We start from the raw sequence: 26982 nt of genomic DNA, 5'->3' as shown, positions 1-26982 counted from the left end.
GGATGGCCGAGCCAACGCGTCTCTTTTCCATTCCTCCTTCTGTTCCGTTTCTCAAAACGCTCGTTGATACGCTGGTCGACGGGACATTGGTGCCGGGTTTCCGGCCAGTGGACGATCCGCTGCTCTTGCCAACCGCCACGCTCTACCTTCCGACCCGACGCGCAGCGCGCCTGCTGCCCGAATTGTTTCAGGAGCGCTTTGGCGGCAAACCTGTCCTGCTTCCTGTTATCAGGCCGGTCGGCGATGCTGATGAAGATGCACACAGCCTGACCAGCGAACCGGATCTCGAAGCTCTTCCTCCCGCTATGCCCTTGCTGGAGCGTCATCTTGCAATGACGCGTCTGGTGAAGGCGTGGAAGGGCATGCTCAGACGGGAAGCATTGAGCTTGCGCTCTGACGAGCCTCTCGGTCTGCCTGCCTCCACAGCAGATGCCGCCTGGCTTGCCGGTGATCTGCTTTCCCTCATGGATGAAGTGGAAACGGAGGAGGCCAATTGGTCGGAACTCTCCGGACTCGTTCCCGAAGAGCATGCGCGCTACTGGCAGATCACGCTGGATTTCCTGAAGATTGTCCAGGAAGCATGGCCCGCACACCTGAATGAACTTGGACGCATGGACCCGAAGGCCAGGAGGTCCGCGCTGATCCGCCGCGAGGCGAAACGCCTTGCCGGCGCGGCGCACAAGGGGCCGGTCATTGTGGCGGGTGTAACTGGCTCCGTGCCTGCAACGGCGGAACTTCTGAAAGTGGTCGCGGGGCTGGAGCAGGGCGTCATCGTTCTACCCGGCCTCGATCAGTACCTGGACGACATGTCGTGGCATTCGCTCGGTCAGCGGGATCTGCAAGGTACCGCCCAGCGTGATTTCTTCAGCCGGTCCGGCACGCTTCTGCCATCGCATCCTCAATATTCGTTGAAACAGCTTCTGGATCGCCTGGAAGTGAACCGGTCGCGGGTGCGGAAGCTGGGTCCATCCGTACCGCAAGATCTCGCATTGCGGGAAAAACTGGTATCCGAGGCCTTGCGCCCGGCTGATACGTCCGATGGCTGGACAGAGTATCTGGAAGTGACGCCCGAGGACGCGCGGGCAAAGGCACTTGAACACGTCTCCATCCTGACGGCTCGCAACGAAGCGGATGAAGCGTTGAGCGTGGCGATTGCCTTGCGCGAGACGATCGAACGCGGTGAGACGGCAGCACTGATTTCTCCGGACAGGATGCTGACGCGCCGGGTGGCGGCTGAACTTGCCCGCTGGAACATTCAGGTGGATGACAGTGCCGGCCGTCCCCTCGACCAGACAGCCCCGGCCATTCTCGCCCTTTTGGCTGCGAAACTCGCCCTCAATGGCTGTGAACCGATCGATTTGCTGTCCCTGTTGAAGCATCCGCTTGCGCGGCTTGGACTGCCGGTCAAGGACATTCGCTCAGCGGCGCGTGCGCTTGAACGCGGGGTTGTGCGCGGACCACGGGCCCGTCCTGGAACCGAAGGCCTGAAGCTGGCTGTTGAAGCCAGCCGGGAGGAAGCCGGCAAGGCGCATACGCCGCGCTGGAAAAAGATCCATGAAGCGGACTGGGACGTGATATCCGACCTCATGGGCAGGTTGGCCACCGCGCTAAGGCCACTTGAAGAACTTGCTGAAGCTGCAGACCCGGTCTCCATCACCGAGCTTGCCAGGCGTCATGTCGACGTGGTGCAGGCAATCGCCGTTGACGATACCGGCTCAACGGAGGAACTGTTTGCAGGTGAAGCAGGCGAAGTGCTGGCACAGTTCCTGACCGGGCTTCTGGAAGCATCGTCAAGTGGTCTGGAAGTGCCGCCACACGAATGGCCGTCTGTTCTGCCAGCGCTCATGTCTGGCCAGGCCGTGCGTCGCCGGCTGCCGGGAGACCAGAGGGTTCAGATCCTGGGACCTATGGAAGCACGGCTTCAGTCCTTTGATTTTGTTATTATGGGCGGATTGAACGAAGGCGTCTGGCCGCAGCGCACCCGCAACGATCCCTGGCTGAACCGGCCGATGAAGCGGGACATGGGTTTGGAGCCGCCGGAGCGCAGGCTTGGCGCTGCTGCGCATGATTTTGCGCAAGGTATGGGCGCAACGCGGGTGCTTCTGTCCAGGACCTCCCGTGCTGACGGCGCTCCGACCGTGGCTTCCCGCTGGCTGCAGCGCCTGACGACGCTCGCAGGACCGACCGTAACCCAGGCGATGGAAGAAAAAGGTGCTGTCTACTCAGAACTTGCCGCACTGCTTGACCGGTCTCCCGGACCCGTCCAGCCAGCTGGCAGACCGTGCCCCACACCGCCATTGGCTGCACGCCCGGCAACGCTGTCGATCACCGAAATTGAACGGCTGGTCCGGGATCCTTACGCGATTTATGCGCGCCATGTTCTGGAACTGCAGCCGGTCGATCCGATCGGCGGAGAGCCGGGAGCGGCCGACAAGGGCAATCTCATTCACGATGCCCTGGCCGAATTCCTGGGCACCTGGACGGGTGATTTTGACGACAACGCAGTAGCGGCTTTGACGGATATCGGTGAGGACCTGTTCGAGCCGCTTGATGCCTTTCCGGCGATCCGGGCTCTCTGGTGGCCACGGTTTCAACGGATCGCAGCCGGTTTCGTTGGCTACGAGGCGGTGAGATCCAGATCGCTTGAACAACGCTTTCTGGAAATCGGCGGAGGTGTCGAGCTGAAACTGCCGGGCTTTGACTTCCGCCTGCGCGGTCGGGCAGACCGGATCGATCTTTTGAAGAGCGGCGGACTGTCGGTGATCGACTACAAGACCGGGCAGGTTCCCTCCCAGAAACAGGTCGATGCACTTCTTTCGCCGCAATTATTGCTGGAAGCAGCAATGATCAAGCGGTACGGCTTCAAGGATATTCCAGCCGATGCTCCGGTTACTGAACTTCTGTACCTTCAGCTCAAGGGGGGAGCAGAGCCCGTCATCGAGGCAAGGCGCAATCCCAAGGAATCCGAACTGGAAGATCTCATCGAGGATGCCTGGGCGAGACTGGAACAGCTGATTGCGCACTATGCCAAGGTGCAAACTGGCTATCGATCCCGCGCCCGCGTGATGCGCGAGCGTCAGATGGACGGCGTTTATGATCATCTTGCCCGTACACAGGAATGGGCGCTTGGGGGAGACGAACCGTCATGAGCGGGTTTGAAATTCCCCAGCTGACAAGAGAACGGCAAGACCTGGCGTCACGGCCACGTGCCTCCGCCTGGGTGAGCGCCAATGCAGGATCCGGAAAAACCTTTGTTCTGTCCCGCCGCGTCGTGCGTCTGCTGCTGGATGGAACCGACCCGTCCAGAATCCTTGCATTGACCTTTACCAAGGCTGCAGCGGCAGAGATGGCCACCCGTGTTTTCAAGATCCTTGGCACCTGGGTGACCATGGAGGACAGCGAGCTTGCCGCCGAACTCCAGGACATCGAGGGCCGGAAACCCGATGTAAAGCGTGTCGCCATGGCGCGCCGGCTGTTTGCGCGCGCTCTGGAAACTCCTGGTGGCCTGAAAATCCAGACCATTCACGGGTTCTGCGAATCTCTGCTGCACCAGTTTCCGCTGGAAGCAAATGTCGCCGGACACTTTTCGGTTCTGGATGACCGGGTTGCCGCCGAATTGATGGCCGAAGCGCGTGCCAGCGTGCTGCATCAGGCGGAAACCGAGCCTGAAAGCGCGTTTGGTCAGGCGCTTGCATCCGTCATCGATCTGATGAGCGATGGCGGCGCCCAAAAGGCGCTGGACGAGCTCATTCAGAGCCGGGATGCGTTTCGCCGTTGGACGGTGGATGCGGGCGACCTGGAAGCAGCCCTGGATGAATTGGCTCACCTTCTGGAAGTTGACCCATCTGTGCGACTGTCAGATTTTGACAGCCGCTTCAAAGATGAGTGTCCCTTCGATCTGAACACTTGCCTCAGTTATGCCGAGGCTCTGAACACCGGGTCCAAGACCGATCAGGCGCGCGCTGACGCGCTCGCCTCGGCATCACGGATTGCAGACCCGACCGGCTTCCGCGAAGCCTGGCTGCAGATTTTCCTGACCAGCAAACTGGAGCCGCGGAAATCGCTGGCGACCAAGAAAGTGGCCGAAGCATTCCCGGTCATGGTCGAAGCTCTTGTTGGCGAGCAGACCCGGTTGCTGGCTCTTCTGGATGAGCGTCGCAAGGTTGCGACCTTCGAGGGAACACGGTCGCTCCTGCGGCTCGCAGATGCCGTCATTCGCCACTACGAGCGGTCCAAGACGGCGCGCGGATACCTGGATTTCGAAGATCTTGTCGTCAAGACTGCAACGCTATTGCAAAAGTCCGATGCGGCGTTATGGGTGCAATACAAGCTGGATCAGGGGCTCGATCATATTCTGGTTGATGAAGCCCAGGATACCAGTCCGCGCCAGTGGGAAGTGGTGACGGCGCTGGCATCGGAGTTTTTCGCAGGCACAGGCGCTCACGAAAGAACCCGCACCCTCTTTGCGGTTGGGGACGAAAAGCAGTCAATCTATTCTTTCCAGGGGGCTGTTCCGGCTTATTTCGACGCTATGCGACGGGCTTTTTCCAGTCAGGCAGGGGCGGCGGAACAGGAGTTTCACTCCGTCAACCTGCAGCTGTCCTTCCGCTCGACACCGGACGTGCTTGGAGCCGTTGACAGGGTATTCCAGGACGAAAGCGCTCACAGGGGGCTGTCCCAGGAAGTGACAGCACCCGTTCATGAGGCCATCAGGCGGGACCCCGGCATCGTTGATATTTGGCCGCTGGAAGCTGAAGCGGAGATCGAAGAACCGGACGATTGGCGTCAGCCGATCGATCATGTCGGCACCGGCAGTCCGATGCTCAAGGTTGCCAAGCGGATCGCATCCGAAATAGCGGATTGGATGCGGACCGGAACCGCAGAGCCTGGCGACGTGATGATCCTGGTGCGCAAGCGTGGTCCCTTTGTCGAAGCCCTCAACCGGGAACTCAAGCAGCTCGACATTCCGGCTGCCGGCAGTGACCGCTTGGTATTGACGGACCATATTGCGGTTCAGGACCTGGCGGCGCTCGGACGGTTTCTGCTGCTTCCCGAAGATGATCTGTCGCTGGCCTGTGTCCTCAGAAGCCCGCTCTTCGGGCTGAGCGATGAAGACCTTCTGGAGGTAGCGCGCGAGGCGCCGGAAAAAATCCGGCCGGGAACCCTCTGGCAGATGCTGGTCAAGCGATCCGAATTCTCGGAAAAGTGGCAGGCGGTTCGCGCCCGGCTGGAAGACTGGCGGGCACGTGCCGACTTTGTTCCTCCTTACGAGTTCTATGCCCGCTTGTTGGGAGCTGACGGAGGACGCCAGGCTTTCCGTGCCCGGCTGGGCGTTGAAGTAGATGATGTGCTTGACGAATTTCTGGCCCTGACAATTGCTTATGAGCAGTCCGGAACCCCGGGACTTGAAGGTTTTCTGGCCTGGATGGCGGCCGCACCGACGGAAATCAAGCGGGAGCTTACCAACACCAAGGGCATGGTCCGGATCATGACCGTGCACGGATCAAAGGGGCTGGAAGCCAGGATTGTCGTATTGGTCGACCCTGGGGCCGCGCCGGTCAGTGCCATTCATGATCCGTCCTTCCTGCCGCGCATGCGCCTGCAAAACGAATTGCTGCCGCCGGCGCTCGTCTGGCTGCCGTCCAAGGCAGATCGCACCCCCTGGCATGATGAAGCCGTCGAGGGACTGCGGGACGCACAGGAAGAAGAATATCGGCGGCTCTTGTATGTTGCATTGACCCGAGCGGAAGATCGCTTGATCGTCTGCGGTTGGGAACCGAAACGCGGTGCCCATGAAAACTGCTGGTATTCCATGGTTGAACGGGCCTTGAAGCCCGAGGCCAGGGAACTGTTTGATGCTGCCGGCGAAGTGTCCGCGTGGCGCTGGCAGAAAAGCTCCGAAGACCCTGAGCAAAATGCAGGCGATGCACAGCTCCCGGTAGGTGTGAACCCGGCTGCAGCGGAGGAAGAACTGCCCACGTGGTTGGCGCAGCCGGTAAGGTCGCTGCCGAAGAAGAAGCGTCTACAGCCTTCCCGCGCGTTTGAGGAAATGGAGGAAAAAGAAGGCGTTACGCCGGTTTCGGCCATTTCCCGTCTTCAGGCGTACAACCAGCCTGCCTCCTGGCCACTGGAACGAGGCCGTCTTGTGCACCGGTTGCTGGAACTGCTTCCGGCCATTTCGGAAGAGAAGCGTTTGCCTGCGGCCGGGAATTACCTGAAGCAAAGTTTGAAGCCGGAATTCGAGCGCTACCGTGAAAAGCTGCTGGAGGAAGTCGCTGCGATACTCGAATCGGCAACCTTTGCGCCTTTGTTTGCAGATGATGCTCAGGCGGAAGTCCCGGTTGTTGGAACGATTCGCGCCAGTGATGGGACCGAAGTGGAGGTCTCAGGGCAGATCGACCGGCTGCTCGTTGATGATAAACGGGTTGTGATTGTGGATTACAAGACCAATTTCAATCCGCCGCAGTCCGCGGAGGCTGTGCCGCTGGAATACCGCGCACAGCTTTGTGTTTACAGGGAATTGCTGAAGCAGATTTATCCGGACAGGGAAATTGCCGCCTGTCTGCTCTGGACGGCAGCACCATCCTTGATGGAAATTCCCGCCGAAATTCTGGATCGGACCTTTGCCGGGCTGCGTCCTGACGGCACAGCAGCTTGACGACGGGCTTGCCGCTTCCTACGTTCGGGCCAACTGACGCGCTTACATCGGGTAGGCGTGAATTCTAGAACCACGAGATCTTGATATGGCAACCACTCAAGTTACCGATGCTTCCTTTGAGACCGAAGTCCTGAAATCCGATGGCCCGGTCGTTGTCGACTTCTGGGCGGAATGGTGCGGCCCTTGTAAAATGATCGCGCCGGCGCTCGAAGAAATCTCCGAAGAGATGAACGGCCAGGTGAAGATCACCAAGCTCAATATCGATGAGAACCAGGACATGGCTATGAAATACGGCGTCCGTTCGATCCCGATGCTGATCCTCTTCAAGGATGGCGAGCCGATGGCAACCCAGGTTGGTGCTGCCCCGAAAGGCAAGCTTTCCGACTGGATCAAGAGCGCTATCTAATTGCTATTTGCCTGCGGCCGGCCGGCTGTGGACATCATATGAGCGCATCCGGCGGATAAGCTTTTGCTTGTCCGCCGATCCTCTTTGAAAAAGTGGACAACCGGTCGTATAAGCATCGGCAACTAGTTTGAGCCAAACGGAACATTCATGAGCGACGAAAACAAAACCCCGGAAGAACAGCCGGCAAGCGTAAACCCGGAAACCGAAGCTGCAGCTGCGCAGCCGGAAGCTGCCGAAGAAGCCGGAATCGATCCGATCGAAGTTCTGCAAGCTGAAAACGCGGATCTGAAGGACCGTGCGCTTCGGACAATGGCGGAAATGGAAAACCTGCGCCGCCGTACCGAAAAAGAAATCAAGGATGCCCGGCAATATGCGGTGTCCGGTTTCGCACGTGACATGCTGACCGTGTCCGACAACCTGCGCCGTGCAATGGACGCGTTGCCGGATGAAGATCGCAAGAACGCGGATGCCGGAATTGCTTCTCTGATCGAGGGCGTTGAGATGATCGAACGGGATCTGCTCAACCAGCTCGAAAAGAACGGCGTGAAGAAATTGAACCCGGAAGGCCAGAAATTCGATCCGAATTTCCACCAGGCCATGTTCGAGGTGCCGAACACCGAAGTGCCGAACAACACGGTTGTTCAGGTCGTGCAGGCCGGCTACGTCATTGGCGAACGCGTTCTGCGTCCGGCTATGGTCGGTGTCTCGAAAGGCGGGCCGAAAGAGGTTGCGCAACCTCAGGCCACCGCAGAAGGGGCCGGACAGACGGTCGACAAGAGCGCCTGACGCACAATCCGGAATTTCCCGAGTTTCGAAAGCCGCTTCTGCCCTTGGCCGAAGCGGTTTTTTGTAGGAAATGATCAAAGCATTCGGGGAAACCCAGGGGCTTGTTCAGACTTGGATGTCGGCTGAAACAAACGACCTGTCATCAAATGAAACCAGGCCGGGTGCAAGACCTTTGCATTGCTGGTTGGCGTCAATGCAGAGAGGGTCCTTGATCAGCAGAGCCTTTAGTTCCTCTTCGGTCTCTTTGAGAGTGTCGAGAACCTTCGGATAGCCGTCGGTCGTGATTACCAATCGGCCTGGACGTGCTTCAGCTCGTTCCTGGAAAACTGTCGGGGTGCCGTCACCAATAACGGCCCCTATCCCGAATGGATCATTGGCTGCATTAAGGAAACTGGCCTCATGCAACAGCAGATCATCTATTGAATGATGATAATCAACCGACTTCATGATGTCTTCTGGGGTTAGACCGGAATTCAGTTTGGACTTCAGGATAAGTGACCTTGCCGCCGCGCAAATTTCTTCGGCCTTGAACATGTTCGAATAGACGCGTCCGCCATTGCGAAATTTGCAGTCACCAACCCGCCAGATTTCATTGAAGTGGCTGGAGTAGAGACAAAAAACAAATCCGCCCGATCGTTTGAAATCGATAACCCCAGCTCTGTCCTTGTAGACGCGGGTAATGCTGTCGAGTTCGCTTGCGACGTCCTCGAACCGAGCGGTTGCTGAAATGGACGTGAGATATTCGACCGCTGTGTCGAGGATCGCACCTATCGTTTCCCGACCAAGGCCTTCAGGGCCCCTTGATCCGTCCAGAACGCCAAAGTGGTTCTCCGAGATCACGATCCGGTCTTCTGAGTAGCCACGGGAATCTTTGCCGCAGGTAAAGTGCTCTGCAATGGTGAAGGTCATGGGGAATCCTGAAGTATCAATCTGAAGCTATGATTAGTGTTTTGTGTGCCGCTCACAAACTATCTTTCCACTCTGTTTGACATATCGATAGTCGATGACAGGAGTAAGTTCCGTGCACCAATTCGTTGATTTTAAGCGGAAAGTGGAAATGGTGACTGAGTGCATTCGGAACGTGGCGCTGGCCATCATACTCAGACCCGTTGCCGAAGAGTTGCTGGCGGTCAACGAAAACACGAAATTAATTTTCCCGTCGAATGTGCCTTTCAAGATAAGTCGCTTTATAAGCAAGAAGTCTTTGAAGATATTGAGGGTCAAGGCGAACATGGGGCCTGGCGAAAGCATGAGAACCCTGTCCAGCTTTTTCCGGAAAATTTACGGGATATTTTGCGCGAAGTTTCCTTGCCACTTAGCAGCGAAATTAATGGGGATCTCGATCGGCGTCACTGAATCCAGTGCTGGAAATCGGTTGTTTGTCGGCAATACTTTTCTGAGCTTGTATCCAACAGCGCGCTTCGGGGGACTGTGATGCTGCTGCAATATTTGGACTATCTCGGGGTTGCCGTCTTTGCGGTCACAGGTGGCATTGTTGCCTCCCGCAAACAGCTGGATTTCGTCGCCTTTCTCTTTTTTGCAACGCTGACCGGGATCGGTGGCGGAACTCTGCGGGACCTGCTTCTTGGTGTTCCTGTCTTCTGGGTCGAAAATGAAGGCTATCTTTTTGTCTGTGTGATTATCAGCATCATTGTTTGGTTTTTCGCTCACCAGATCGAAAAGCTGAACAAACCACTCAGATGGGCGGATGCAATCGGTATTGCGGCTTATTCCGTCATGGGGGCGGCCAAGGCCATGTCGGTTGGAGACACTGTTCTGGTCGCCGTCCTGATGGGCGTATCGACAGCAACCTTTGGCGGCATCCTGCGTGACACGATCGCTCGAGATCCCTCCACCATCGTCAAATCCGAAATTTATGTTACAGCAGCCTTTGCGGGGGCAGGGAGCTTTGTCGTGCTTGCTCATCTGGGATTGCCACAGGTCATGGCCGCTGCAATTGCAGCGGCTATCGCACTTTTGTTGCGTGGTGGCGCGATCCTCTACGGCTGGACCCTGCCGGGCTATCGGGGTGGGAGTGCAACCTGATACTCCCCGATCACGATGTTCTCTGCCCGATATGCTCCTTTCCGAGCATAAGCCTGATCTGCTCCGCTGCCGGCCTGTCGATGCCGGCGGCGGACAGAACTTCAACCGCGAAACTGGCGGGAGCAGGTGCCGGTGCCGTGATGATGTTTTCGCCCCGTGCCGCGGACGGTTGATCGATATAGTGAGCGCTACCCGCATAGGAGGGAGCGTGCTTTTCCAGGTAGCCGAGTGTGTTTGAGGTGTGTTGTACATGGTCCAGCAAGCCCGCACGTGCCAACATCGCGGTCCCGCCGCATATACCTGCGACAACGCAGCCGTTCCGGGATGCCTGCAGCAATCCGGCCTCGATTTCGGGAAGCGGATCAGTTTCGAAAGTAGGACTTCCGCAAACAACAACAACGCCTCGTTCCGGGACTTTGAAGCGATCGGTGTTGGCGATGGACAGACCGGCAACCGAGGTAATCTGCCCACCTGTGGGCGATGCGAAGGCAATCTCAGCGCCATAGAACGCCCGCCCAAGTCCTGCCAGGGGAGCGATCTCCCAATCAGAATATTGCTGGGTCAGGAGAATGATGATCGGTAACACTTTTTTGGCTCCGGGATGTTCGCTTCGATCGGAAGAGCATAGCGAACCACTCCTGACACCCCTCCGTCAGGAGTGTTTTCCGGACGCAGCATGATCATGGTGTTTTGATGCGGTAGAGAGTAGTGTTGGCTTTGTTATTTTTGACAAGGTGGAGGCCAAGATGGCTGAGCACGGTATTTTTTACTGGAACGAATTGATGACCCGCGACACGGAGAAGGCCCGTGAATTTTACGGCAAGACGTTGGGTTGGACATTCACGGAAATGCCGATGGAAGAAGGTATCTATCTGCTTGCCAAGCTGGGCGACAAACCGGTTGCAGGTCTCTTCCCGATGAACGGCCCGCAATTTGACGGACTTCCGGATCACTGGTTTTCCTACATCGCGGTGGACGACGTTGACGAGCGCCTGGATCTGGCCAAGGCGCATGGCGGCGAAATTGTCCGTCCGCCATTCGATGTTCCCGGCGTTGGCCGGATCGCTATCCTCAAGGATGTGAACGGAGCGGCACAGGGCTGGATGACACCGGCGGAAATGGCGGGCTGAACGACGGTCGCACACAAAAAAAGCCGGTTCCCTTCGAACCGGCTTTTTTCTTAAAATACAAGCCCAAACGTGCCCGACACGTAAACGATCAGTCCAAATGCGATCACCGGTAGGCTTGCCGAATAGGCAAGTGTCGTCAGCATTTCCTGCTCCTTTGCAAAACGACAATGGGGAAAGCGGGCCCATTCTCCGCCTATTGGCGATACGGGCATCCTTTCAGGTCCTCGCTTTCTGGTTTAACCCCTGCTGACCCTGCAATGTGGGACATGATGCCAGAAGTTCCAGAGTTTATGACCTCAAAAAAATGTGTGCAGCGAGCGCATAGTCGGCCAGCCCGGTTCCCGGGCCGGGAATAAACAGGGTTCTCTGGCCGTAGTATCGACGCCCTGCCTTGTTGCCCTGCGCAAGTTCCTTGAGGTCCGCAGCCCATTCCAGTTCAGATCTCGGCGGATTTGAGAGGTCGGAAGAAAACAGTCGGGCTTCCTCGAGCAGCTCCGATGGCAGGAGCGCGGTTGTGTCCAGCACGTCAATGTGGCACCCGGCGGGTGGATCGAGATAGGTCAGCGAGTGATGCGTCTGGGTATCGTATTCCGGCCCTGCAACGCAGATCATGTCCGCGCCTTCCTGCGCGGCATGAATTTCATTCGTCACACCGATATGAACGCCTGCCATGGCAGGTTGGTTGCTGATCCTCTTCTGGGTCTCTTTCGAAACACCGGCAAGCAGGATCGACGTGAAATTTCTCACCGCGGCATAAGCAGACAGAAGTCTTGGAAGACGGGGATCGTCGCCGATGACGAGCAGCCGGGAGGTATCCTCGCGCGAGAGGTAGGCGGCGGCCAGGGCGTGAACCCCTGCTGTCCGCCAGGCATTGAGGCGAACACCGTCGATCAAGGCGATCGGTTGGCCGCCGGACCCGGAAAAGAGAATGTAAAGGCCTGAAGAGAGGCCGTTCTGCTCAGGCAGGTCCAGGGCAAGCGAGCAGCCGATATACCCTCTGGAGACGTCGCCTTGCGCGGCAAAGTCTGTCCAGGCCGGTTGAAAGGACAAATGACCGGAATGCTGATCAAGCCGGTCGATCGCCAGATCGGGAATGAGCGGCGTGACGGTGTTGGACCGGAAGGCACGCCTCAGGGTTTCCAGAACAGGTCTGTCCTCAAGACATGCTTCAATTTCGTCGCTGGATATGATCCGCATCGGACGATTATACGAAAAATACGTTACGCCGCCGAGCGATTATCCGGTCCGGCAAGGCCCTTGAGATTGGATGACGGTTGCGCAGTCGCCTGCATATCCCTCAGCTGGTCAGCTTCCTTGTGCCACTTGTCGGCCTCGCGGCGCTTGACCCGCGCCTCCTTGCGCCAGCGGCCCTGCTTTGCCCAGGCACCAAACCCACCAAGAATGATGCCGATCAAAAGGCTCGCAAAGATAACCCAGAACAGCGGAATATCGGGAATGGTCAGCCGCGGATCCTGCGGATCGAAGGGGTTCAGGGACAGGGAAACCGTGTGCCTGTTTGTGACTGCCAAGGGAAGCAGTACCACCGCGATTGCGAACAAAATCACATACTTGACGAAACGGGTCACGGTGGCCTCCCGGTTTTTACCAGATCAGAATTCAGTTCGAGACGGGCAAGCCGGAACGGCGCAAACTAATCGTCGCCGTGGTCTACACCGTCATTCAGACGTATACGCATTTCCTTGCCGGTTTTGAAGAAGGGAACGTGTTTCTCATCCACTTCCACTTTCTGACCGGTACGAGGATTCCGGCCAACTCTGGCCGGACGGTTCTTGACAGAGAATGCGCCAAATCCGCGCAGTTCGACGCGATCCCCACGCATCAAGGCTTCTGTGATTTCATCCAGAATGGCGTTGACGATATTCTCAACATCACGCTGATAAAGGTGCGGGTTCTGCTCGGCGATGTGCTGAACAAGTTCTGATTTGATCATGCTGCGCCCCCTCTCGCTTAACGATTATTTGTCTGCCGCGTCAGAAGCCTGCCAAACGGATACGAGCCCGTCAAGCGTAAGACCTCGAGGAATCAGCCCCTTAGCATCAATAATAGGATTTAAGAGGGCAGATCCGATGCCTTTTCCGAACTCTCGCGAGACGCGTGAGGAAAATGGAAGCTCTTCAAGGTTGCTGTTTGTCGTCCATGTGACGACGGGCAAATCCTTTGCAACACCCTTTTCGGTTTCCAGCCAGGAGATTGCGACATCTTCCCCGCCGATGGCATCGACGAGCTTTTCTTCCATCGCCCTGTGACCGGTCAGAATGCGGCCGTCGGCAAGTTCCTTTGCCTTGGTTGGCGCCAGTTCCCGGCGCTCGGCAACCAGGCCGACGAACCATTCATAGGAGTCCGTCACCAGGGATTGCAGCATGGCGCGTACCTGTGGCGTGGTTTCGGAATAAAAGTCAGGTTCCGCCTTGAGCGGTGCGCTTTTTACGGCTTCCATCTGGACGCCAACCGTCTCAAGCAACTTTTGAGCGTTTCCGAACTGGAAGAGGACGCCGATCGAACCGGTGATGGTATTGTACCGTGCCACAATGTGATCTGAGGCCAAGGCGATCATATAGCCGGCGGACGTTCCGACCGTGCGGATTTCGGCGACGACCGGTTTCTTTTCTGCCAGTTCACGCAAGGCTTGATAGATCGCCTCGCCGCCAGTGGTGCTGCCACCGGGAGAGTTGATGGAGACAAGAACGCCTTTGACCGCGTCTGCCTTGCCGATCCTTTCGATCATTTTCAGCGTTTTGCGATCTTCAAGGATCACGCCTTCAATAGGGATGCGGGCAATGTGAGCGGACCGCTTGCCGGTCGTTCCCGATACGTAGGCAAGGCCGGCGATAAGCGCCCCTGCAATTACGACAAAGGTTGCCACGCGCCAGAAAGTGACTTTGCGCCGCAAACGCCGTCTATCCACCAGGGCGTCAACATCAACAGGCATGAACAGGGTTTCTCCGGACAAGAACGTATGAAAACCAGCACCTACATAGGGTGAGTATGACTGGAATTGCAATTGCTTATCGCAATTTTCGCATCAGATTGCGGCAGTTTCACGTATAGCGGGCGAATTCTTTGACGCTGACGTTCCGGCCGCCAGGTCACCCGTTGAGCTCTGTAACGAAGGCAACCCAAGCGTAACACGCGATCAGGGATACAACGGTTACCGGCAGGACGTAGCGGGTGAATTGCCAGAACTGAAACGGCGTCACGCCGTGTTTCTCGGTCTGCTGGACGATTATGACATTGCTGGCAGCACTCAGGATGAACAGGTTCCCCGCAAGCGTGGAAATGCCGGAGAGCAGCATCAGTGTCGCAGTTTCATGACCCTTCAGAAGGTTCAGATAAATCTCGACAAGCGGCACATTTGAAAACACCTGGCTGCCGAAGAAGGCAATCGATGTGACCAGCACCGGATCGCCCAGCTGGTCGTGCCATGGGCTCAGCCATTCCTGAAGCGCTCCTGACTTCAGCACGGCACCCGTCACGATGAACATGGACACGAAAAAGATGAGCGTGTGCCAATCGACCTCCTTCACAAGCTGAACCCGATGTGAGGAGAACAGGAAGAGCGGCACGGCGGCTATCAGACTGAGCGCTCCGAGCGGCAGGTCCGGCGCCCAGGAGGAGCCGTGCGCAAAACTGTCGATCAGGACGAGCACACACAGAAGCCCGGTGGAAAGAAGCGCCGGCCACTGCCGCATTGTCTGTTCTTCCGGTGCAACATGGGAGGGTGCATCACCCTGTTCTTCCCTTGAAAAGCAGTACCAGAACCAAACCAGCGTGAAAGCGAGAGAAACCAGGCCGGGGACAAGCAGCCATTCCAGAAACACGGCCACCGGATTGGTGAAGTGTCCATCAGCGACGATCAAAAGATTTTGCGGATTGCCGACCGGCGAGAACATGCTTCCGACCGTGACCGACACACACAGGGCAATCAGGGGCAGGGCAGCGCGAATTCCAAGACTTGCCGCAATTGCAATTGCGATCGGAGTTCCAATGGCAGCTGCCGCATCATTCGTCAGCACGGCCGACACGGCGGTCACGAACAGAATGAAATAGAAGAGGATCGCTGGAACCGGGCGGGAATCGGCGCAGATCCAGTTGCTGACCTCATTGGATATGCCGGAGGCAAATAACGCATGAGAAATGGCGAACACGCCAAACAGGTAGGCGATCACGTTCCAGTCGATTGCCTTAAGTGCTTCCGAAGGTGAAATGTTACCTGTTACCAAGAGGAATACTGCACCAGCCGTCATGATTTGCCAGATCTTCACCCAGCTCGGCAACCATTGACGGATCGCAATCATGAAAAACACAAATATAGATACAATTAAACTTAAAGGCATTTAATTGAGTCTCGCGATTCCTTATGGAAAACATCGGTATTCCATTTTAAGGTGCATGAAAATGGGTAAATAATATTTTTATGTGTAGTCGGCGAGAATTGCACCAGATCTTCAAACAGGCGCGGGAAAGATGTTATGCAGCTGAACAAACCGTTGCTCGGAGTGAATTTCTTTGCTGGTGACGTTGTTGGCGGGATTGGCCCCTACCTCGCAATCTATCTTCTTTCTCTGCAGCACTGGTCGCCGGGTTCCATCGGAATTGCGCTTGCCGCTGGAAGCATAGCGACGGTGATTATGCAGTCGCCGGCCGGCGCCATCGTTGACGCGGTTACCTGGAAACGAACCCTTTTGATCGGGTGTGCGATTGCCATTGCGGCCAGCACACTCGGCATACTGGCTTTCAATGATGCAGCGGCTGTTTACACAGCACAGATCCTGATCGGGTCGGCCTCTGCCTTTCTCGGGCCGTTGATTGCTGCGGTGACCCTTGGCCTTGTCGGGCATGCCTATTTCACCAGGCAGACCAGCGCCAATCAGGCCTGGAACCATGCCGGCAACATGATTGCAGCCATCCTGGCAGCCATTCTTGCACTCACTTGGTCGGCATTAGGTGTGTTCTGGCTGGTTGCGGCGATGGCCTGCGGCATGATCTTCTGTGCCCTGCTGATCGACAGGAACGCGATTGATCATGATCTGGCGCGTGGTGGGCTCGCGGAAGAAAAGAAGGGTTCAGGAAATCCGGAAGGGATCATGAGTCTGTTCGAGGACAGGCGGCTGCTGGTTTTTGCGATCTGTATCTTTCTGTTTCACTCAGCCAATGCGGCCATGCTACCCCTCGTCAGTCAGAAACTGTCATCCAACAGCGATGCCGAACATGGAATTGCCTTCACCGCCGCCTGTGTGATTGCAGCGCAGCTGGTCATGATCGGTATGGCGATTTTCTGCGGCAAGAAGGCGGATGTCTGGGGTCGCAAGCCATTGTTTCTGATTGCTTTTGCCGTGCTGCCGTTTCGAGGGTTTCTGTTCGCCTATTTTGAAAATCCGGTGGCACTTGTCGCGATCCAGGCGCTGGACGGCGTCGCCAACGGTATTTTTGCAATGGTGTTCCTGCTCGTTCTGGCAGACATTACCAACGGCACCGGCCGGTTCAACCTTGCGCAAGGCGTGCTGGCGATGTTGATCGGCATTGGAGCATCCCTTAGCAACATCGTTGCCGAATATATCGTGCAGTTCACCAATTACACTGTCGGTTTCATGAGCCTTGCAGGAACGGCGGCGGTGGGACTGATCATCTTTCTGGTCTTCATGGAAGAAACGCTGGTCAAGCAGACTGATGTATCTCCAGAACCCGCAGTGGCCGAATAGCCGTTCACCGGTCTGTACGAGTGCTGCCCCTATTCTGTTGTTTCATCCAATCTGTTCCTGCACGATTTCAATCAGCCGGGCGACAGCCGGAAATGCAATCGAGGAACTTCGAAAAAAGGCGCCTGCGGGTTTCCGGCTGATGGGCGGGTCAGGCCTCAATACCTTGTAGCGGGTTCGGTCGAGCGTCGGCTCCAGCTGGGCAGGCACTGTCATGGCGCTCCGGCTGCGCTCCAGCATCTGCAGGCCAAGCGCAAAGGAACTAGTCTGCAGAACCATGTTCGGCGGTTTCAGTCCCTGAAGCGCAAAATAGGCGTTCGTCATTTCCTCGTTTTCAGGCGTATCGCTGTAGACAATCCAACTGACATCCTGAAGGTCTTGCGCCCGGACGCTGTCGCCGCGTGCGAGCGGGTGCTCAACACTGACAAGCACGCCCTGTTCCACGATGGTGAGGGGAACGAAGTGGACTTCATCATCCGGATCGAGGTTTTCCGTTGTTCCGAACATCAGGTCCTGAAGTCCCTGACGGATTTTCGGCAGGTTCCGGGAGTTGACGTCGGCCGTCAGCCTGATGCGGGTGTCGGGAAATTCGTCATGCAGAACCGCGAAGGCCTTTCCCAGGTATCGCAGGTGAAACAAAGGGCCTGCACCGACCCTGATTTCATCAAGGTGCCCGCCCTTGAATGCGTTGAGTGCCTCGTTCGCCTGCAGGTAGGACTGTTCTATCCTTCGCGCAAAGGGGAGAAGTTCTTCACCCATCGGTGTCAGCCTTGCTCCGCGCGGCAGTCTCTCGACCAGCTTGGAACCGTAGGTTTGCTCGAGCTGCTGAAGTCTTTTGGTGAGTGTCGGCTGCGTGATGAACAGCTTTTCCGCCGCCGTGGTCATGTTGCCGGTTTTGGCAATCATCAAGAGCGTCGCAAGGTTCCTATCCATTCCATTTCTCTATGGCTAGCGTCCAAATTTTTCATTTTTCGAATTTCGTCGAGATCCCTAGAGTACGCAAGCAGTAACCGGGTAGGGAGGAAGCAAAAGCCTGATGCGCACTATCTTCGTGCTATTTGATTCATTGAACCGCAGCGCTATCGGCGCATATGGCGGTACCGCTGTTCCCACCCCGAATTTCGACCGTTTCGCTCAAAAAGCCGCAACATTTACAAAACACTATGCCGGGTCGCTGCCCTGCATGCCGGCACGCAGGGATATGCATACGGGCCGGTTGAACTTCATGCATCGGCCCTGGGGCCCGCTGGAGCCGTTCGACAATAGTTTTGCATCCATCCTGAGCGAAAATGGCGTCTACACACACATCGTGTCGGACCACCTGCATTATTTTGAGAATGGTGGGTCCGGCTACGTGAATGCCTTTGACAGCTGGGACTTCATCCGTGGTCAGGAATACGACGCGATCAAGGTTCTTACCCAACCTCCCGTCGCCCGGCTGCGTGAAAAGTTCGACGCGCGCCACTATCCGATGGGTGGTCTGCAGGACGGGGAGACGATAACCCGGCGCAACACGGATCAGACAACCTGGCGAAGACTTCGCCACGCCACCAATACGATCTTCATGGAAGAAGAGCGGGATTACCCAACCGCAAAGTGTTTCCAGAGCGCGCTCGAGTTTCTGGAACTCAATCGGGCAGCGGACAATTGGTTCCTTCAGCTGGAGTGTTTTGATCCCCATGAACCCTTCACGGCTCCGCAAAGGTTCAAGGAGGCGTTTGCCACCGGCTACAAGGGCAAGATCCTGGACTGGCCAATTTACGAAAAAGTCACAAACTCCGAAGAAGAGGTCGCGGAGATCCGGGCGAATTATGCTGCGCTTGTTGCCATGTGCGACGAGTATTTCGGCAAGTTGCTCGACTGGCTCGACAGGGAAAACGCCTGGCAGACAACAGCTCTCGTTCTGACCACCGATCACGGATTTCTGCTGGGAGAGCATGAGTGGTGGGCCAAGAACAAGATGCCCTACTACGAGGAAATCTCACATATTCCGCTGATGATCTGGCATCCTTCCATGGCAGGGTCAGGAGGACGGTCCGTAGACGGGTTGACGCAAACCACCGACCTGATGCCCACGCTTCTGGATTTCCATGGCATCGACATTCCTGAAGAAGTCACCTCCCATTCCGTTTTGCCGGTTCTGAAGGGAACGGCACCGGAGCGGGATACCGCGATCCTCGGCATGTTCGCAGGTCCGATCTGTGTAACGGACGGGCGTTACAGCTACTATCGTTTTCCAGAGGATCCGGACGGTCAGGCATTGCCGGCCTACACGGTCATGCCGTCTCATCTTGAGAACCTTTTCAGCGATGACGAGATGCGCTCGGCGGAACTTGCCCAGCCATTCGATTTCACAAAGGGGTCACCGCTTCTGAAGATCACGCTGGACCCGGACATCGGGGAAACCGGACAGGCCTGTGTTGCCAACTGGCACGACGGGTCCTGCCTGTTTGATCTCGAAAACGATCCGGGCCAGCTCGATCCGATCAATGATGAAGTCGTCGTTTCGCGATTGTGCGTGGCGATCGTCGCTCATCTTCTCAAGCACAACGCACCGGAGGAAATCTATTCGCACTATGGGTTGGAGGCCCATCGCGCGGGTATGACCGGTCGCAATTAATGCAGCAAACATTCGGTCAGTGAGGGCTGACCGGTATCAACGGGAGGAAAATGAAATGTTCAAGAGGATGATGATTGCAGGTGTTGCAATCGCCTCTGTGCTTGGCGTCAGTGCAGCAAAAGCAGAGTTTCCGGAGCGCACGGTTGAAAACGTGTTTCCCTGGTCCGCCGGAACCGCGATGTCGATGAGCCAGATCATCGCCAAGGCCATGGGAGAGGAACTTGGTGTTGCGATGACCGTCATTTCGACGCCGGGAGCCGCCGGGACCAAGGCGTTCAAAACGGCTATGAGCAGGCCGGCCGATGGGTACACGGTCATCGACGGGTATGTTGCACCACTGGTTCTGCAGCCTGTGCTCGGCAACGCTGAATGGACCTACAAGGACTTCAAGCCGCTCCATGCAGCAGTGTCGAACGCCTTCTCTATCGGCAGTCGCGTCGGTGAAACGCGCTGGAGCAGCTTTGAGGAAATGATGGAATGGGGCAAGGCCAATCCCGGCAAGCTTCGCTATTCCTCCGGCTCTCGCAACAACTTGCCGCACATGGTGATCGCGAAGGTTCTCCAGTCCTACGGCGTCGTGGCCCAGAACATTCCCTACAAAACGGACGGTGATGCACGCAAGGATCTGAAATCCGGTGTCCTGGACTTCGCGTTCGTGAATGTTGGCGCCTATCTGCAGGACAAGGAAGGTTTCGACATCCTGCTGGTTCTGTCCGAACTGCCCGGTGCCAAGGCGTCGTATGATGGGGCACCCAGCATCACGGATCTCGACATCGATCTCGGCCTGTCCGGCCTGGCTCCGATGGGCTGGACCTGGTGGCTCGTTCATCCCGAAACTCCGGATGCGGAAACCGAAGCACTTCGCAGCGCAATGGCAGCAGCCATGAAACGCGAGGATGTTCGCGAAGCAATCACCCGTGTAGGCTTCGTTCCTCTTGATTGGGATCACGACCAGTATGAAGAAGTCGTCGGTCCGGTTGCCGACCAGCTCGGGGCGATGGGCAATGCCCTCAAATGGGAAGAAGAAGAACTTGCGAAAGTTCGGCAGTAAACCTTCTGAAGGAGGGCGAAGATCATGACCAGGAAACATGCGGAATGGCTGGTTCTCCTGATCTTCGCCTGCGTCATCGGCGTGGTGTTTCAGCAAATCTCCACGTCAATGACAGAACAGGGAATCGCATCCGGCTCACCCTATGACAACGCGGCGGCCTATCCGAAGGCGGTGGCAATCCTGATGTCGGGGCTTCTTGTCCTGGCGGCTGTCAGCGTCTGGCGGCTAAAGGTTCCAGGCCCGCGCGTTTTAATGGCGCAACTCGCAAGACCGGTTGCATTGCTTGCAGTCTTTGCCTGCTATCTGCTGGCGCTGGGAACGCTCGGTTACCACCTGTCGACACCACCAATGCTCATGGCATTGCTCTGGGTCTGCGGGTACCGGCGGCCGGTACCGATGCTGATCTACGGCATCGGGATATCCTTCGGACTTGCGTTCCTGTTCGAAGTCTTCCTCAAGATCGTCCTGCCCGGCGGCATCTGGCATCTGAACATCCCGTGGTAAGCACATGTTGATTGATTCTCTCAGCACCGGGTTCGGTCTGTTTCTAACACCGCTTGCTCTCGGACTGACACTTGCAGGTCTCCTGTTCGGTCTGCTGGTCGGCGCACTTCCGGGCCTGGGGCCCCTGATGGGCATCATCCTGATGTTGCCGGTCGCGATCGGCCAGCCGCCGATTGCCGCGATGGGATTTCTCATCGCCATCTTCGTCGGTGGGTCCTGCGGAGGCTCGATTTCGGCAATCCTGTTGCGCATCCCGGGGACACCGCTCGCCGCGGCAACGTTGTTCGATGGTTATCCAATGGCGCAAAAAGGCCGGGCGGCGGATGCGATCGGCATCGCGATCACGGCGAGTGCTCTGGGTGGGCTCTTCGGCGGTATCGTGCTGATTTTCTTCGCACCGCTTCTGGCCAATTTTGCCAGCGGCTTCGCGCCGCCCGAATACACTGCCCTGGCGATCACCGGTCTGACGGCGATCATCGTTATATCGGGCGGATCTTTGATCAAGGGCTTGCTTGCCGGGTGTTTCGGATTGCTTCTGGCGACAATCGGAACAGATGAATTTTCCACCGGCTATCGCTTCACATTCGGCTCTCATCACATGCTCAACGGCTTTCACATCGTGGCTGTGGTGGTCGGTTTGTTCGCTGTTTCGGAAATGGCGTTCCAGATCATGGGATCCGGTCTGACGCGAAAACCGGACATACCGGTGGTGAGGGCCAATTTCTCGTCCATCCTTCTGACGCTGAAGCATTGGACCAATCTTCTGAGATCGAGTGCCATCGGGGCGTTCTTTGGATCTCTGCCGGGCGCAGGCGGCGTGATCAGCTCCTTCACTGCCTATGCTGCTGCCAAGGCAACTGCCGGACCGGACGAGAAATACGGCGAAGGGGAAGAGGGCGGTGTGGTTGCTACCGAAAGCGCCAACAACGCGACAGTCGGCGGCACGCTTGTGCCATCGCTCGCACTTGGAATTCCGGGTGATGCGTCGTCCGCCGTTCTGATCGGTGCCCTTCTAATACTTGGACTGTTCCCGGGGCCGACTTTGTTCGAGCAGCAGCCGGAAATCGTTGGAGGTGTCTTTCTCGTCTACCTTGCCTCGAATCTGATGCTGCTCGTCGCAGGGATACTGACCACACCTCTTTTTGTTTACGTCCTGCGCATCCGTAAATCGCACCTCATTCCCGTTGTGCTGCTCATGTGCGCAATCGGAACATTCGCTCTCCAGGCCTCTGTCTTCGACCTGTGGGTGATGTTCGCATTCGGAGTGATCGGAATTCTCTTCCGGGTGGCGGACTATCCCTTGGCGCCGATCGTCATCGGAGCGATTCTCGGACCACTGCTGGAAAACAACTACCGGCGCTCACTTCTGATTTCCCATGACGGGCACTGGATTTTTCTGGATCGCCCTGTTTCGGCAGTCCTGATCGGCATCAACGTTCTGCTTGTCCTGGGAGCCGTTTGGTTCGCGCTGCGCCAGGGAAGAAAACGAACCGGCGAGGACAATGGTTTCGATCAGGCGTCAAGGGCGCCGGAAGTCTGACAGGCGCGTTCGGATCGTCTTTTCCACTTTGAATGATCCACGCGCTGGAAGCCCGCCAACAGGCGGGCTTCTTGTTTTTCCCATCGCGTTGAATTCCTGGACTTCAGGCAGCGTCAGGCGTTTCAGTCATTTATCGAAATGCATCTCGGATGCTGCCAAGTCCGCTGTCTGATCAGAAAATCAGTTGATCCCGATCAGGCGGATTTCGAAGGTCAGGTCCTTACCGGCCAGCGGGTGATTGGCATCCAGGATGACTTCATCGTCGGAAACTTCAACAACGGTCACGGACATCATCTGGCCATTCTCTGTCTGCGCCTGCAGCTGGAGACCGACTTCCAGCGGTACATTCTCGGGAATATTCGACCGCGGCACGGCTTGCTTGGCGGCCGGGTTATGCGGTCCGTAAGCTTCTGCAGCTTCAACCCTGACGATTTTCTCGTCGTCAATCTTCATTCCGGGAATGGCTTTGTCGAGACCCGGGATGATCTGGCCGGATCCAACAGTGAATTCCAGCGGATCCCGGCCTTCCGAGCTGTCGAATACTGAGCCGTCATCCAGCGTGCCCTTGTAATGAAGACGTACCGTGTCGCCACTCTTGGCTTCGGTCATGATGGGTATCGCAATTCTGTCTTGGGTGGGTTTTGAGGCCGCAAGATGGGGCGGGTGCTCGTCGTAAGGTCTTCAACTTAAAGAGTGATAGGCAAATGTAAAGTTTCGCCGGTGAGCACCAAAAGACAAACCCGGCAACGAGGTGCCGGGTCTGAAGAGAGTGATATGGGTCGCCTTAGCGTTTCGGCAACGGGATCCATTCAGCAACGGAGACGTCCGCATGCTGGAACTGAGGCATCTTTTCGCCGAGATCTTCCATGTTCTTGACGTCCTGCTCGTTGAGAAACGCCTGGGTGATCAGGGTCGGCGGAACAATGACCTGTTTGCCCGGGTCTTCTCCTGCCAGCATGAGCGCAAGAGTACGAACGCTGACCTCGCCGACAACGGCCGGGTTGGTGGCAACCGTTGCTGCCCAGGCAGAATCCGGCTCGCGCATTGCGGAAATATCGGCAGTTGAAACGTCGGCGGAATAGATCTTGATGTCCTGGTTGAGACCGGCCTCGTCAACGGCGATTTTCACGCCTTTTGCAAACTCGTCATAGGGTGCAAACACTACGTTGATGGTGGGGTTTGCCTGCAGAACTGACCGCGCCTGGTTGGCAACGGAGTTGGCAATCGGGTTGTCCAGCGTGCCGAACATGGCCGCTTCCTTGATGCCCGGATTGTCTTTCTTCACTTCTTTCCAGGCCACGTCGCGCCGGTCCAGCGGTGCGATCCCCGGTACATAGACATAGCCGGCGGTGAAGGCGTCGCCATTGTCCTTGATGGCCTGTTCAAGGGCCAGCTTGCCAAGCATGTAGTCGGATTGCTCGACCTGCGGGATGGCGTCGTTTTCCACGTTGACGTCAAAGGCAACGACCTTGATGCCGGCATCGACCGCTCTCTGCGCAGCCGGTTTCATGGATTCCGTCAGACCGTGTTGAATGACGATACCATCAACGCCGAGCGCGATGGCCTGATCAACCATGTCCGCCTGAAGTGCGGCATCCTGGCGGCTGTCGAAAACACGCAGATCGACGCCAAGCGCTTCGGCCTGCTTTTCGACGCCAGACAGGTAAGACTGGAAGAAGTCACCGGTGGACAGGTAGCGCACCAGGGCGATTTTCACGTCTTCCGGCTTGTCGAACGGGGCGGGCATGTCGGCAGCAAGGGCGCTGCCCCCCGTGAAACCAATTCCGGCCACTATGGCCAACTTCATAAATTCACGTCTGAGCATATTGCTTCCTCCCAATATGAACGGGCGCCTTGGCGGCGTCACGCTGTTCTCCTGCCACCGCGGCGCGAGGACAGGTAGAATGTGAAAACCAGAGCGGCGACCAGAACGGCGCCTTTGACAAAATCCTGCATGTAGTAAGGGGCATTCATCATGGTGAGACCCTGAAGAAGAATGCCGACAAACAGGGCGCCTGCGGCCGTGCCGAAGGCGTTGGGGCGTGCGGCCCCCAGAACGGCGAAGCCGATGAGCGCAGCGGCAACGCTGTCAAGCAAGAGGTTGTTTCCGGAGGCGATATCGCCACGGCCGAGGCGGGCGGCCAGCAGAATGCCGCCAACAGAGGCCAGCATGCCGGAAATCATGTAGGCGACGATCTTGTAGCGGTGAACGTTGGTGCCGACCAACTCGGCCGCCCGTTCGTTGGAACCGATCGCGTACATCAAACGGCCATGTCTTGTGTAACCGAGGAACAGCCAGATCAAGAGGGCGATCAAAAGGAAAACGACAACGGGAACCGGCAACAGGCGATCCAGGAACAGGTCGAAACGATGTCGGCCAAGCCAGAGAAAGGCCGCGGAAAATGTTCCTTCGGCTACGGATCCGTCAGGCAGGCTCATGCCGGTTGCAATCGAGTTGCCCTGTGTTGGAATACGCTGAAGACCGATCAGCAGGAACATCATGCCAAGGGTCGCAAGAAGGTCCGGAACGCGCATCTTGACGATGAGCAGGCCATTGACCAGTCCGACGGCGGCACCCATCAGCAGGCACAGAGCAACAGCGACGAATGCCGACTGCTCCATGATCACCATCGTATAGGCGGACAGCATCAGGGCCGATGTGGCCACGGAACCGATGGACAGATCAAACCCGCCCACAACCAGCGTACAGGTCACACCAAGCGCCAGGATGCCGGTGATTGCGACGGACTGCAGGACGAAGACAGCCGAGCGGGGGCTGGCAAATCCGCTTGCGTAAAGCGAGAAAAACAGGGCAAGGCCGCCGAGCAGGACCAGGAAGCCATATCGAATGGCAAAATCGAGTGCGTTCTTGTTCATTGTTCCAAATTCATCCTGCGAGAGCCAGCCGCTCACCGGGGCCGGACACGTCCGCAACCAGGCTGTTCAGGTCGACATTCTTGTTCAAGTATTCGCCGGCAATGGCCGCTTCGTTCAAAACGACGATCCGGTCTGCGATTTCCAGGGCTTCATCAATCTCGGCAACAAAAACCAGAGTTGCGCGGCCATTGGCCGTCTGGCGGATATAGCGACCGATATCGCGCCTTGCGCCGATGTCCACACCCTGAAACGGCTCGTCGAGCAAAAGAACACGCGAGGCTTTCAGCAACCAGCGGCCAATCATGACCTTTTGCTGATTGCCGCCGGACAGTGTGTCGATGCCGTCTGAATTGGTCTGGCAAACGACCCCGATCTTGCCGATCATCTGGTCGCTCGCCTTGCGCTGTGCCCTGTCGCTCAGGAAAGAAAAACGGCTGAACGCCTTCAGGAAAGGCAAGGTCATGTTGTTGGCGATATCGAAATCCTGGACCACCGCATTCACGCTGCGATCCTTCGGCGACATGAAGACACCCTTGGAAACCGCATCCGCGGCATCTTTCGGCAGGTAGTCCTGACCGTCGAGCTGAAGTCTGCCGCCTTCCGGGGCAGCCAGGCCGAATATGATCTCCGCAAGCCGGGTCTTGCCGCTTCCCAGCAGACCGGTGAAGGCAACCACTTCACCTTCCCGGGCTGTGAAATTGATTTCCCTGCTGTCCTCGAACAGCTTCAAGTTATCGATGTTCAGAACAACTTCGCCGCCGGAAACCGGATCAATATCCACTTCGGTCATCTGGTGACCGAGCATGGCGTTGACTGCACCGACATAGTCGAGCGGCTCGCTTTCGAAGATACCGGATATCGCACCATCGCGCATGGAGACGATCCGGTCGGCGACACGGCGGATGTCGGACATGCGGTGCGAGATGTAAAGGATCGCGACACCTTCGGCGCGCAGCCGGTCGATCAGCGTGAAAAGACGCTCGGCTTCAGAGGCTGACAGCGATGAGGTCGGTTCGTCCAGAATAAGCAACTTTGGCGACCTGGCCATTGCACGTGCAATAGCGATCATCTGGCGGTCGGCGACATCCAGATCCGCAACCCGTGTGCGCACATCCATTGTCAGGCCCATGCTTTCGGCGACCTGCCGTGCTTTCTGACGCAGCTTTCTGTCATTGACGAACAGGCCGACACCCGGCTCGGTCAAGCGGTCGAGTGTCAGGTTCGTGGCCACGTCCAGATCGGGAATGACGCCGTCGTCGATGGACTGGTGGACCGTGACCACACCTTTGGAGATTGCGTCGGCAGCATCAACTGGCGCGAAGGGCCGGCCTCCGAGCTCGATGTTTCCGGCATCGGCAAAGTGATAGCCGCAGAGCACCTTCACGAGCGTGGACTTGCCCGCTCCGTTTGCTCCCATCAGCGCCGTGACTTCTCCGGCCCGCAAATCCAGATCAATGCCTTTCAGGACGTGATTCTGTCCGAAGGATTTCTCCAGTCCGCGGAGTTTGCAGGTGACGTTTTGCACCGTTCCTCCCAAAAAAATACGAGCTCCTCTCCCGTTGGGTATTGTTACAACATGCAAAATAGTCATTTGTCAACTCAGTTGACTTTTGAATAATCTTGATCATTATCGGGGCGTAAACGGGA

The 26982-nt window shown here is 57.0% G+C and carries 24 protein-coding genes; 12 read left to right on the top strand and 12 right to left on the bottom strand.

Going from position 1 to position 26982, the window contains the following annotated elements; all coding sequences use genetic code 11:
* Positions 1-2: 2 nt before the first annotated feature.
* The 4 genes from addB to grpE all read left to right on the top strand — a co-directional run bounded on the left by addB (position 3) and on the right by grpE (position 7850).
* Complete coding sequence (gene addB, locus ABLO27_RS12025; RefSeq protein WP_353033159.1) at positions 3-3149, top strand: double-strand break repair protein AddB; 3147 nt, start codon at positions 3-5, stop codon at positions 3147-3149.
* Complete coding sequence (gene addA / locus ABLO27_RS12020; protein WP_353033158.1) at positions 3146-6658, top strand: double-strand break repair helicase AddA; 3513 nt, start codon at positions 3146-3148, stop codon at positions 6656-6658. The genes addB and addA overlap by 4 nt, the downstream gene beginning before the upstream one ends.
* 85 nt (positions 6659-6743) lie before the next feature.
* A complete protein-coding gene (trxA, locus tag ABLO27_RS12015) occupies positions 6744-7064 on the top strand; it encodes a thioredoxin TrxA (RefSeq protein ID WP_352946041.1) in 321 nt (106 codons plus the stop codon).
* Positions 7065-7211: 147 nt separating this feature from the next.
* The gene (grpE, locus tag ABLO27_RS12010) at positions 7212-7850 is read left to right on the top strand and encodes a nucleotide exchange factor GrpE (protein WP_353033157.1); all 639 of its coding nucleotides are present in this window, start codon (positions 7212-7214) and stop codon (positions 7848-7850) included.
* A 105-nt stretch (positions 7851-7955) separates the two neighbouring features.
* On the opposite strand, the gene ABLO27_RS12005 is transcribed toward grpE, so the two are convergent.
* The gene (locus ABLO27_RS12005) at positions 7956-8759 is read right to left on the bottom strand and encodes a hypothetical protein (RefSeq protein ID WP_353033156.1); all 804 of its coding nucleotides are present in this window, start codon (positions 8757-8759) and stop codon (positions 7956-7958) included.
* Between the two features lie 112 nt (positions 8760-8871).
* Here ABLO27_RS12005 and ABLO27_RS12000 point away from each other — a divergent pair, with 112 nt between their 5' ends.
* Positions 8872-9285, top strand: coding sequence for a hypothetical protein (locus ABLO27_RS12000; protein WP_353033155.1), 414 nt, complete (start codon positions 8872-8874; stop codon positions 9283-9285).
* Positions 9285-9896: a trimeric intracellular cation channel family protein gene (locus ABLO27_RS11995; protein WP_353033154.1), complete on the top strand. Its 612-nt coding sequence runs from the start codon at positions 9285-9287 to the stop codon at positions 9894-9896. Before ABLO27_RS12000 ends, ABLO27_RS11995 begins: the two co-directional genes overlap by 1 nt.
* Before the next feature lie 10 nt (positions 9897-9906).
* Here ABLO27_RS11995 and ABLO27_RS11990 read toward each other — a convergent pair whose 3' ends face one another.
* Entirely contained in the window at positions 9907-10482 is a 576-nt protein-coding gene (locus ABLO27_RS11990; RefSeq protein ID WP_353033153.1) for a DJ-1/PfpI family protein, read from the bottom strand.
* A 160-nt stretch (positions 10483-10642) separates the two neighbouring features.
* On the opposite strand from ABLO27_RS11990, the gene ABLO27_RS11985 reads away from it, so the two are divergent.
* Positions 10643-11026 carry a VOC family protein gene (locus ABLO27_RS11985; RefSeq protein WP_353033152.1) on the top strand — a complete coding sequence of 128 codons (384 nt, stop codon included), beginning with the start codon at positions 10643-10645 and terminating at the stop codon, positions 11024-11026.
* A gap of 288 nt (positions 11027-11314) precedes the next feature.
* On the opposite strand, the gene ABLO27_RS11980 is transcribed toward ABLO27_RS11985, so the two are convergent.
* From ABLO27_RS11980 to ABLO27_RS11960, 5 genes are all read right to left on the bottom strand, one after another.
* Complete coding sequence (locus tag ABLO27_RS11980) at positions 11315-12223, bottom strand: ornithine cyclodeaminase (protein WP_353033151.1); 909 nt, start codon at positions 12221-12223, stop codon at positions 11315-11317.
* A 23-nt stretch (positions 12224-12246) separates the two neighbouring features.
* On the bottom strand, positions 12247-12612 hold the full coding sequence (locus ABLO27_RS11975) for a LapA family protein (protein WP_353033150.1): 366 nt from the start codon (positions 12610-12612) through the stop codon (positions 12247-12249).
* 65 nt (positions 12613-12677) lie between these two features.
* Positions 12678-12977 (bottom strand): integration host factor subunit beta, encoded by a 300-nt coding sequence (gene ihfB, locus ABLO27_RS11970; protein ID WP_299476276.1) that lies wholly within the window; start codon positions 12975-12977, stop codon positions 12678-12680.
* A gap of 24 nt (positions 12978-13001) precedes the next feature.
* Positions 13002-13976 carry a signal peptide peptidase SppA gene (gene sppA, locus ABLO27_RS11965; RefSeq protein ID WP_353033149.1) on the bottom strand — a complete coding sequence of 325 codons (975 nt, stop codon included), beginning with the start codon at positions 13974-13976 and terminating at the stop codon, positions 13002-13004.
* A 157-nt stretch (positions 13977-14133) separates the two neighbouring features.
* Complete coding sequence (locus ABLO27_RS11960) at positions 14134-15342, bottom strand: SLC13 family permease (RefSeq protein WP_353033148.1); 1209 nt, start codon at positions 15340-15342, stop codon at positions 14134-14136.
* A gap of 174 nt (positions 15343-15516) precedes the next feature.
* Between ABLO27_RS11960 and ABLO27_RS11955 the strand changes: the two genes are divergently transcribed.
* Positions 15517-16746: an MFS transporter gene (locus ABLO27_RS11955; RefSeq protein WP_353033147.1), complete on the top strand. Its 1230-nt coding sequence runs from the start codon at positions 15517-15519 to the stop codon at positions 16744-16746.
* 42 nt (positions 16747-16788) lie between these two features.
* Here the strand turns inward: ABLO27_RS11955 and ABLO27_RS11950 are convergent, their stop codons facing one another.
* Positions 16789-17676, bottom strand: coding sequence for a LysR family transcriptional regulator (locus tag ABLO27_RS11950; protein WP_353033146.1), 888 nt, complete (start codon positions 17674-17676; stop codon positions 16789-16791).
* 103 nt (positions 17677-17779) lie between these two features.
* Between ABLO27_RS11950 and ABLO27_RS11945 the strand changes: the two genes are divergently transcribed.
* From ABLO27_RS11945 to ABLO27_RS11930, 4 genes are read left to right on the top strand one after another with little or no spacing between them, the layout of a single operon-like run.
* Positions 17780-19363 carry a sulfatase gene (locus tag ABLO27_RS11945; protein ID WP_353033145.1) on the top strand — a complete coding sequence of 528 codons (1584 nt, stop codon included), beginning with the start codon at positions 17780-17782 and terminating at the stop codon, positions 19361-19363.
* Between the two features lie 55 nt (positions 19364-19418).
* Complete coding sequence (locus ABLO27_RS11940; protein WP_353033144.1) at positions 19419-20414, top strand: Bug family tripartite tricarboxylate transporter substrate binding protein; 996 nt, start codon at positions 19419-19421, stop codon at positions 20412-20414.
* 24 nt (positions 20415-20438) lie between these two features.
* Positions 20439-20918 (top strand): tripartite tricarboxylate transporter TctB family protein, encoded by a 480-nt coding sequence (locus ABLO27_RS11935; protein WP_353033143.1) that lies wholly within the window; start codon positions 20439-20441, stop codon positions 20916-20918.
* A 4-nt stretch (positions 20919-20922) separates the two neighbouring features.
* Positions 20923-22458 (top strand): tripartite tricarboxylate transporter permease, encoded by a 1536-nt coding sequence (locus ABLO27_RS11930; RefSeq protein ID WP_353033142.1) that lies wholly within the window; start codon positions 20923-20925, stop codon positions 22456-22458.
* Between the two features lie 180 nt (positions 22459-22638).
* On the opposite strand, the gene ABLO27_RS11925 is transcribed toward ABLO27_RS11930, so the two are convergent.
* The 4 genes from ABLO27_RS11925 to ABLO27_RS11910 all read right to left on the bottom strand — a co-directional run bounded on the left by ABLO27_RS11925 (position 22639) and on the right by ABLO27_RS11910 (position 26860).
* Positions 22639-23067: an FKBP-type peptidyl-prolyl cis-trans isomerase gene (locus ABLO27_RS11925; RefSeq protein ID WP_353033141.1), complete on the bottom strand. Its 429-nt coding sequence runs from the start codon at positions 23065-23067 to the stop codon at positions 22639-22641.
* Between the two features lie 175 nt (positions 23068-23242).
* Complete coding sequence (locus ABLO27_RS11920; RefSeq protein ID WP_353033509.1) at positions 23243-24265, bottom strand: substrate-binding domain-containing protein; 1023 nt, start codon at positions 24263-24265, stop codon at positions 23243-23245.
* A gap of 56 nt (positions 24266-24321) precedes the next feature.
* Complete coding sequence (locus ABLO27_RS11915) at positions 24322-25335, bottom strand: ABC transporter permease (protein WP_352945995.1); 1014 nt, start codon at positions 25333-25335, stop codon at positions 24322-24324.
* 10 nt (positions 25336-25345) lie between these two features.
* Entirely contained in the window at positions 25346-26860 is a 1515-nt protein-coding gene (locus ABLO27_RS11910) for a sugar ABC transporter ATP-binding protein (protein WP_353033140.1), read from the bottom strand.
* Positions 26861-26982 lie beyond the last annotated feature (122 nt).

The organism is Roseibium sp. SCP15, from assembly GCF_040329435.1.
Taxonomy (GTDB): domain Bacteria; phylum Pseudomonadota; class Alphaproteobacteria; order Rhizobiales; family Stappiaceae; genus Roseibium.
This window is presented reverse-complemented; position numbering and strand designations above follow the sequence as displayed.

Coding starts and splice junctions, on each gene's coding strand:
- ABLO27_RS11950 (WP_353033146.1), bottom strand. CDS start 17,676: ATGGATAGGAACCTTGCGACGCTCTTGATGATTGCCAAAACCGGCAAC.
- ABLO27_RS11945 (WP_353033145.1), top strand. CDS start 17,780: ATGCGCACTATCTTCGTGCTATTTGATTCATTGAACCGCAGCGCTATC.
- addB (WP_353033159.1), top strand. CDS start 3: ATGGCCGAGCCAACGCGTCTCTTTTCCATTCCTCCTTCTGTTCCGTTT.
- ABLO27_RS11960 (WP_353033148.1), bottom strand. CDS start 15,342: ATGATTGCGATCCGTCAATGGTTGCCGAGCTGGGTGAAGATCTGGCAA.
- ABLO27_RS11920 (WP_353033509.1), bottom strand. CDS start 24,265: ATGAAGTTGGCCATAGTGGCCGGAATTGGTTTCACGGGGGGCAGCGCC.
- ABLO27_RS11980 (WP_353033151.1), bottom strand. CDS start 12,223: ATGCGGATCATATCCAGCGACGAAATTGAAGCATGTCTTGAGGACAGA.
- ihfB (WP_299476276.1), bottom strand. CDS start 12,977: ATGATCAAATCAGAACTTGTTCAGCACATCGCCGAGCAGAACCCGCAC.
- ABLO27_RS11930 (WP_353033142.1), top strand. CDS start 20,923: ATGTTGATTGATTCTCTCAGCACCGGGTTCGGTCTGTTTCTAACACCG.
- ABLO27_RS11995 (WP_353033154.1), top strand. CDS start 9,285: ATGCTGCTGCAATATTTGGACTATCTCGGGGTTGCCGTCTTTGCGGTC.
- grpE (WP_353033157.1), top strand. CDS start 7,212: ATGAGCGACGAAAACAAAACCCCGGAAGAACAGCCGGCAAGCGTAAAC.
- sppA (WP_353033149.1), bottom strand. CDS start 13,976: ATGCCTGTTGATGTTGACGCCCTGGTGGATAGACGGCGTTTGCGGCGC.
- ABLO27_RS11935 (WP_353033143.1), top strand. CDS start 20,439: ATGACCAGGAAACATGCGGAATGGCTGGTTCTCCTGATCTTCGCCTGC.
- addA (WP_353033158.1), top strand. CDS start 3,146: ATGAGCGGGTTTGAAATTCCCCAGCTGACAAGAGAACGGCAAGACCTG.
- trxA (WP_352946041.1), top strand. CDS start 6,744: ATGGCAACCACTCAAGTTACCGATGCTTCCTTTGAGACCGAAGTCCTG.
- ABLO27_RS11915 (WP_352945995.1), bottom strand. CDS start 25,335: ATGAACAAGAACGCACTCGATTTTGCCATTCGATATGGCTTCCTGGTC.
- ABLO27_RS12005 (WP_353033156.1), bottom strand. CDS start 8,759: ATGACCTTCACCATTGCAGAGCACTTTACCTGCGGCAAAGATTCCCGT.
- ABLO27_RS11940 (WP_353033144.1), top strand. CDS start 19,419: ATGTTCAAGAGGATGATGATTGCAGGTGTTGCAATCGCCTCTGTGCTT.
- ABLO27_RS11955 (WP_353033147.1), top strand. CDS start 15,517: ATGCAGCTGAACAAACCGTTGCTCGGAGTGAATTTCTTTGCTGGTGAC.
- ABLO27_RS11925 (WP_353033141.1), bottom strand. CDS start 23,067: ATGACCGAAGCCAAGAGTGGCGACACGGTACGTCTTCATTACAAGGGC.
- ABLO27_RS11985 (WP_353033152.1), top strand. CDS start 10,643: ATGGCTGAGCACGGTATTTTTTACTGGAACGAATTGATGACCCGCGAC.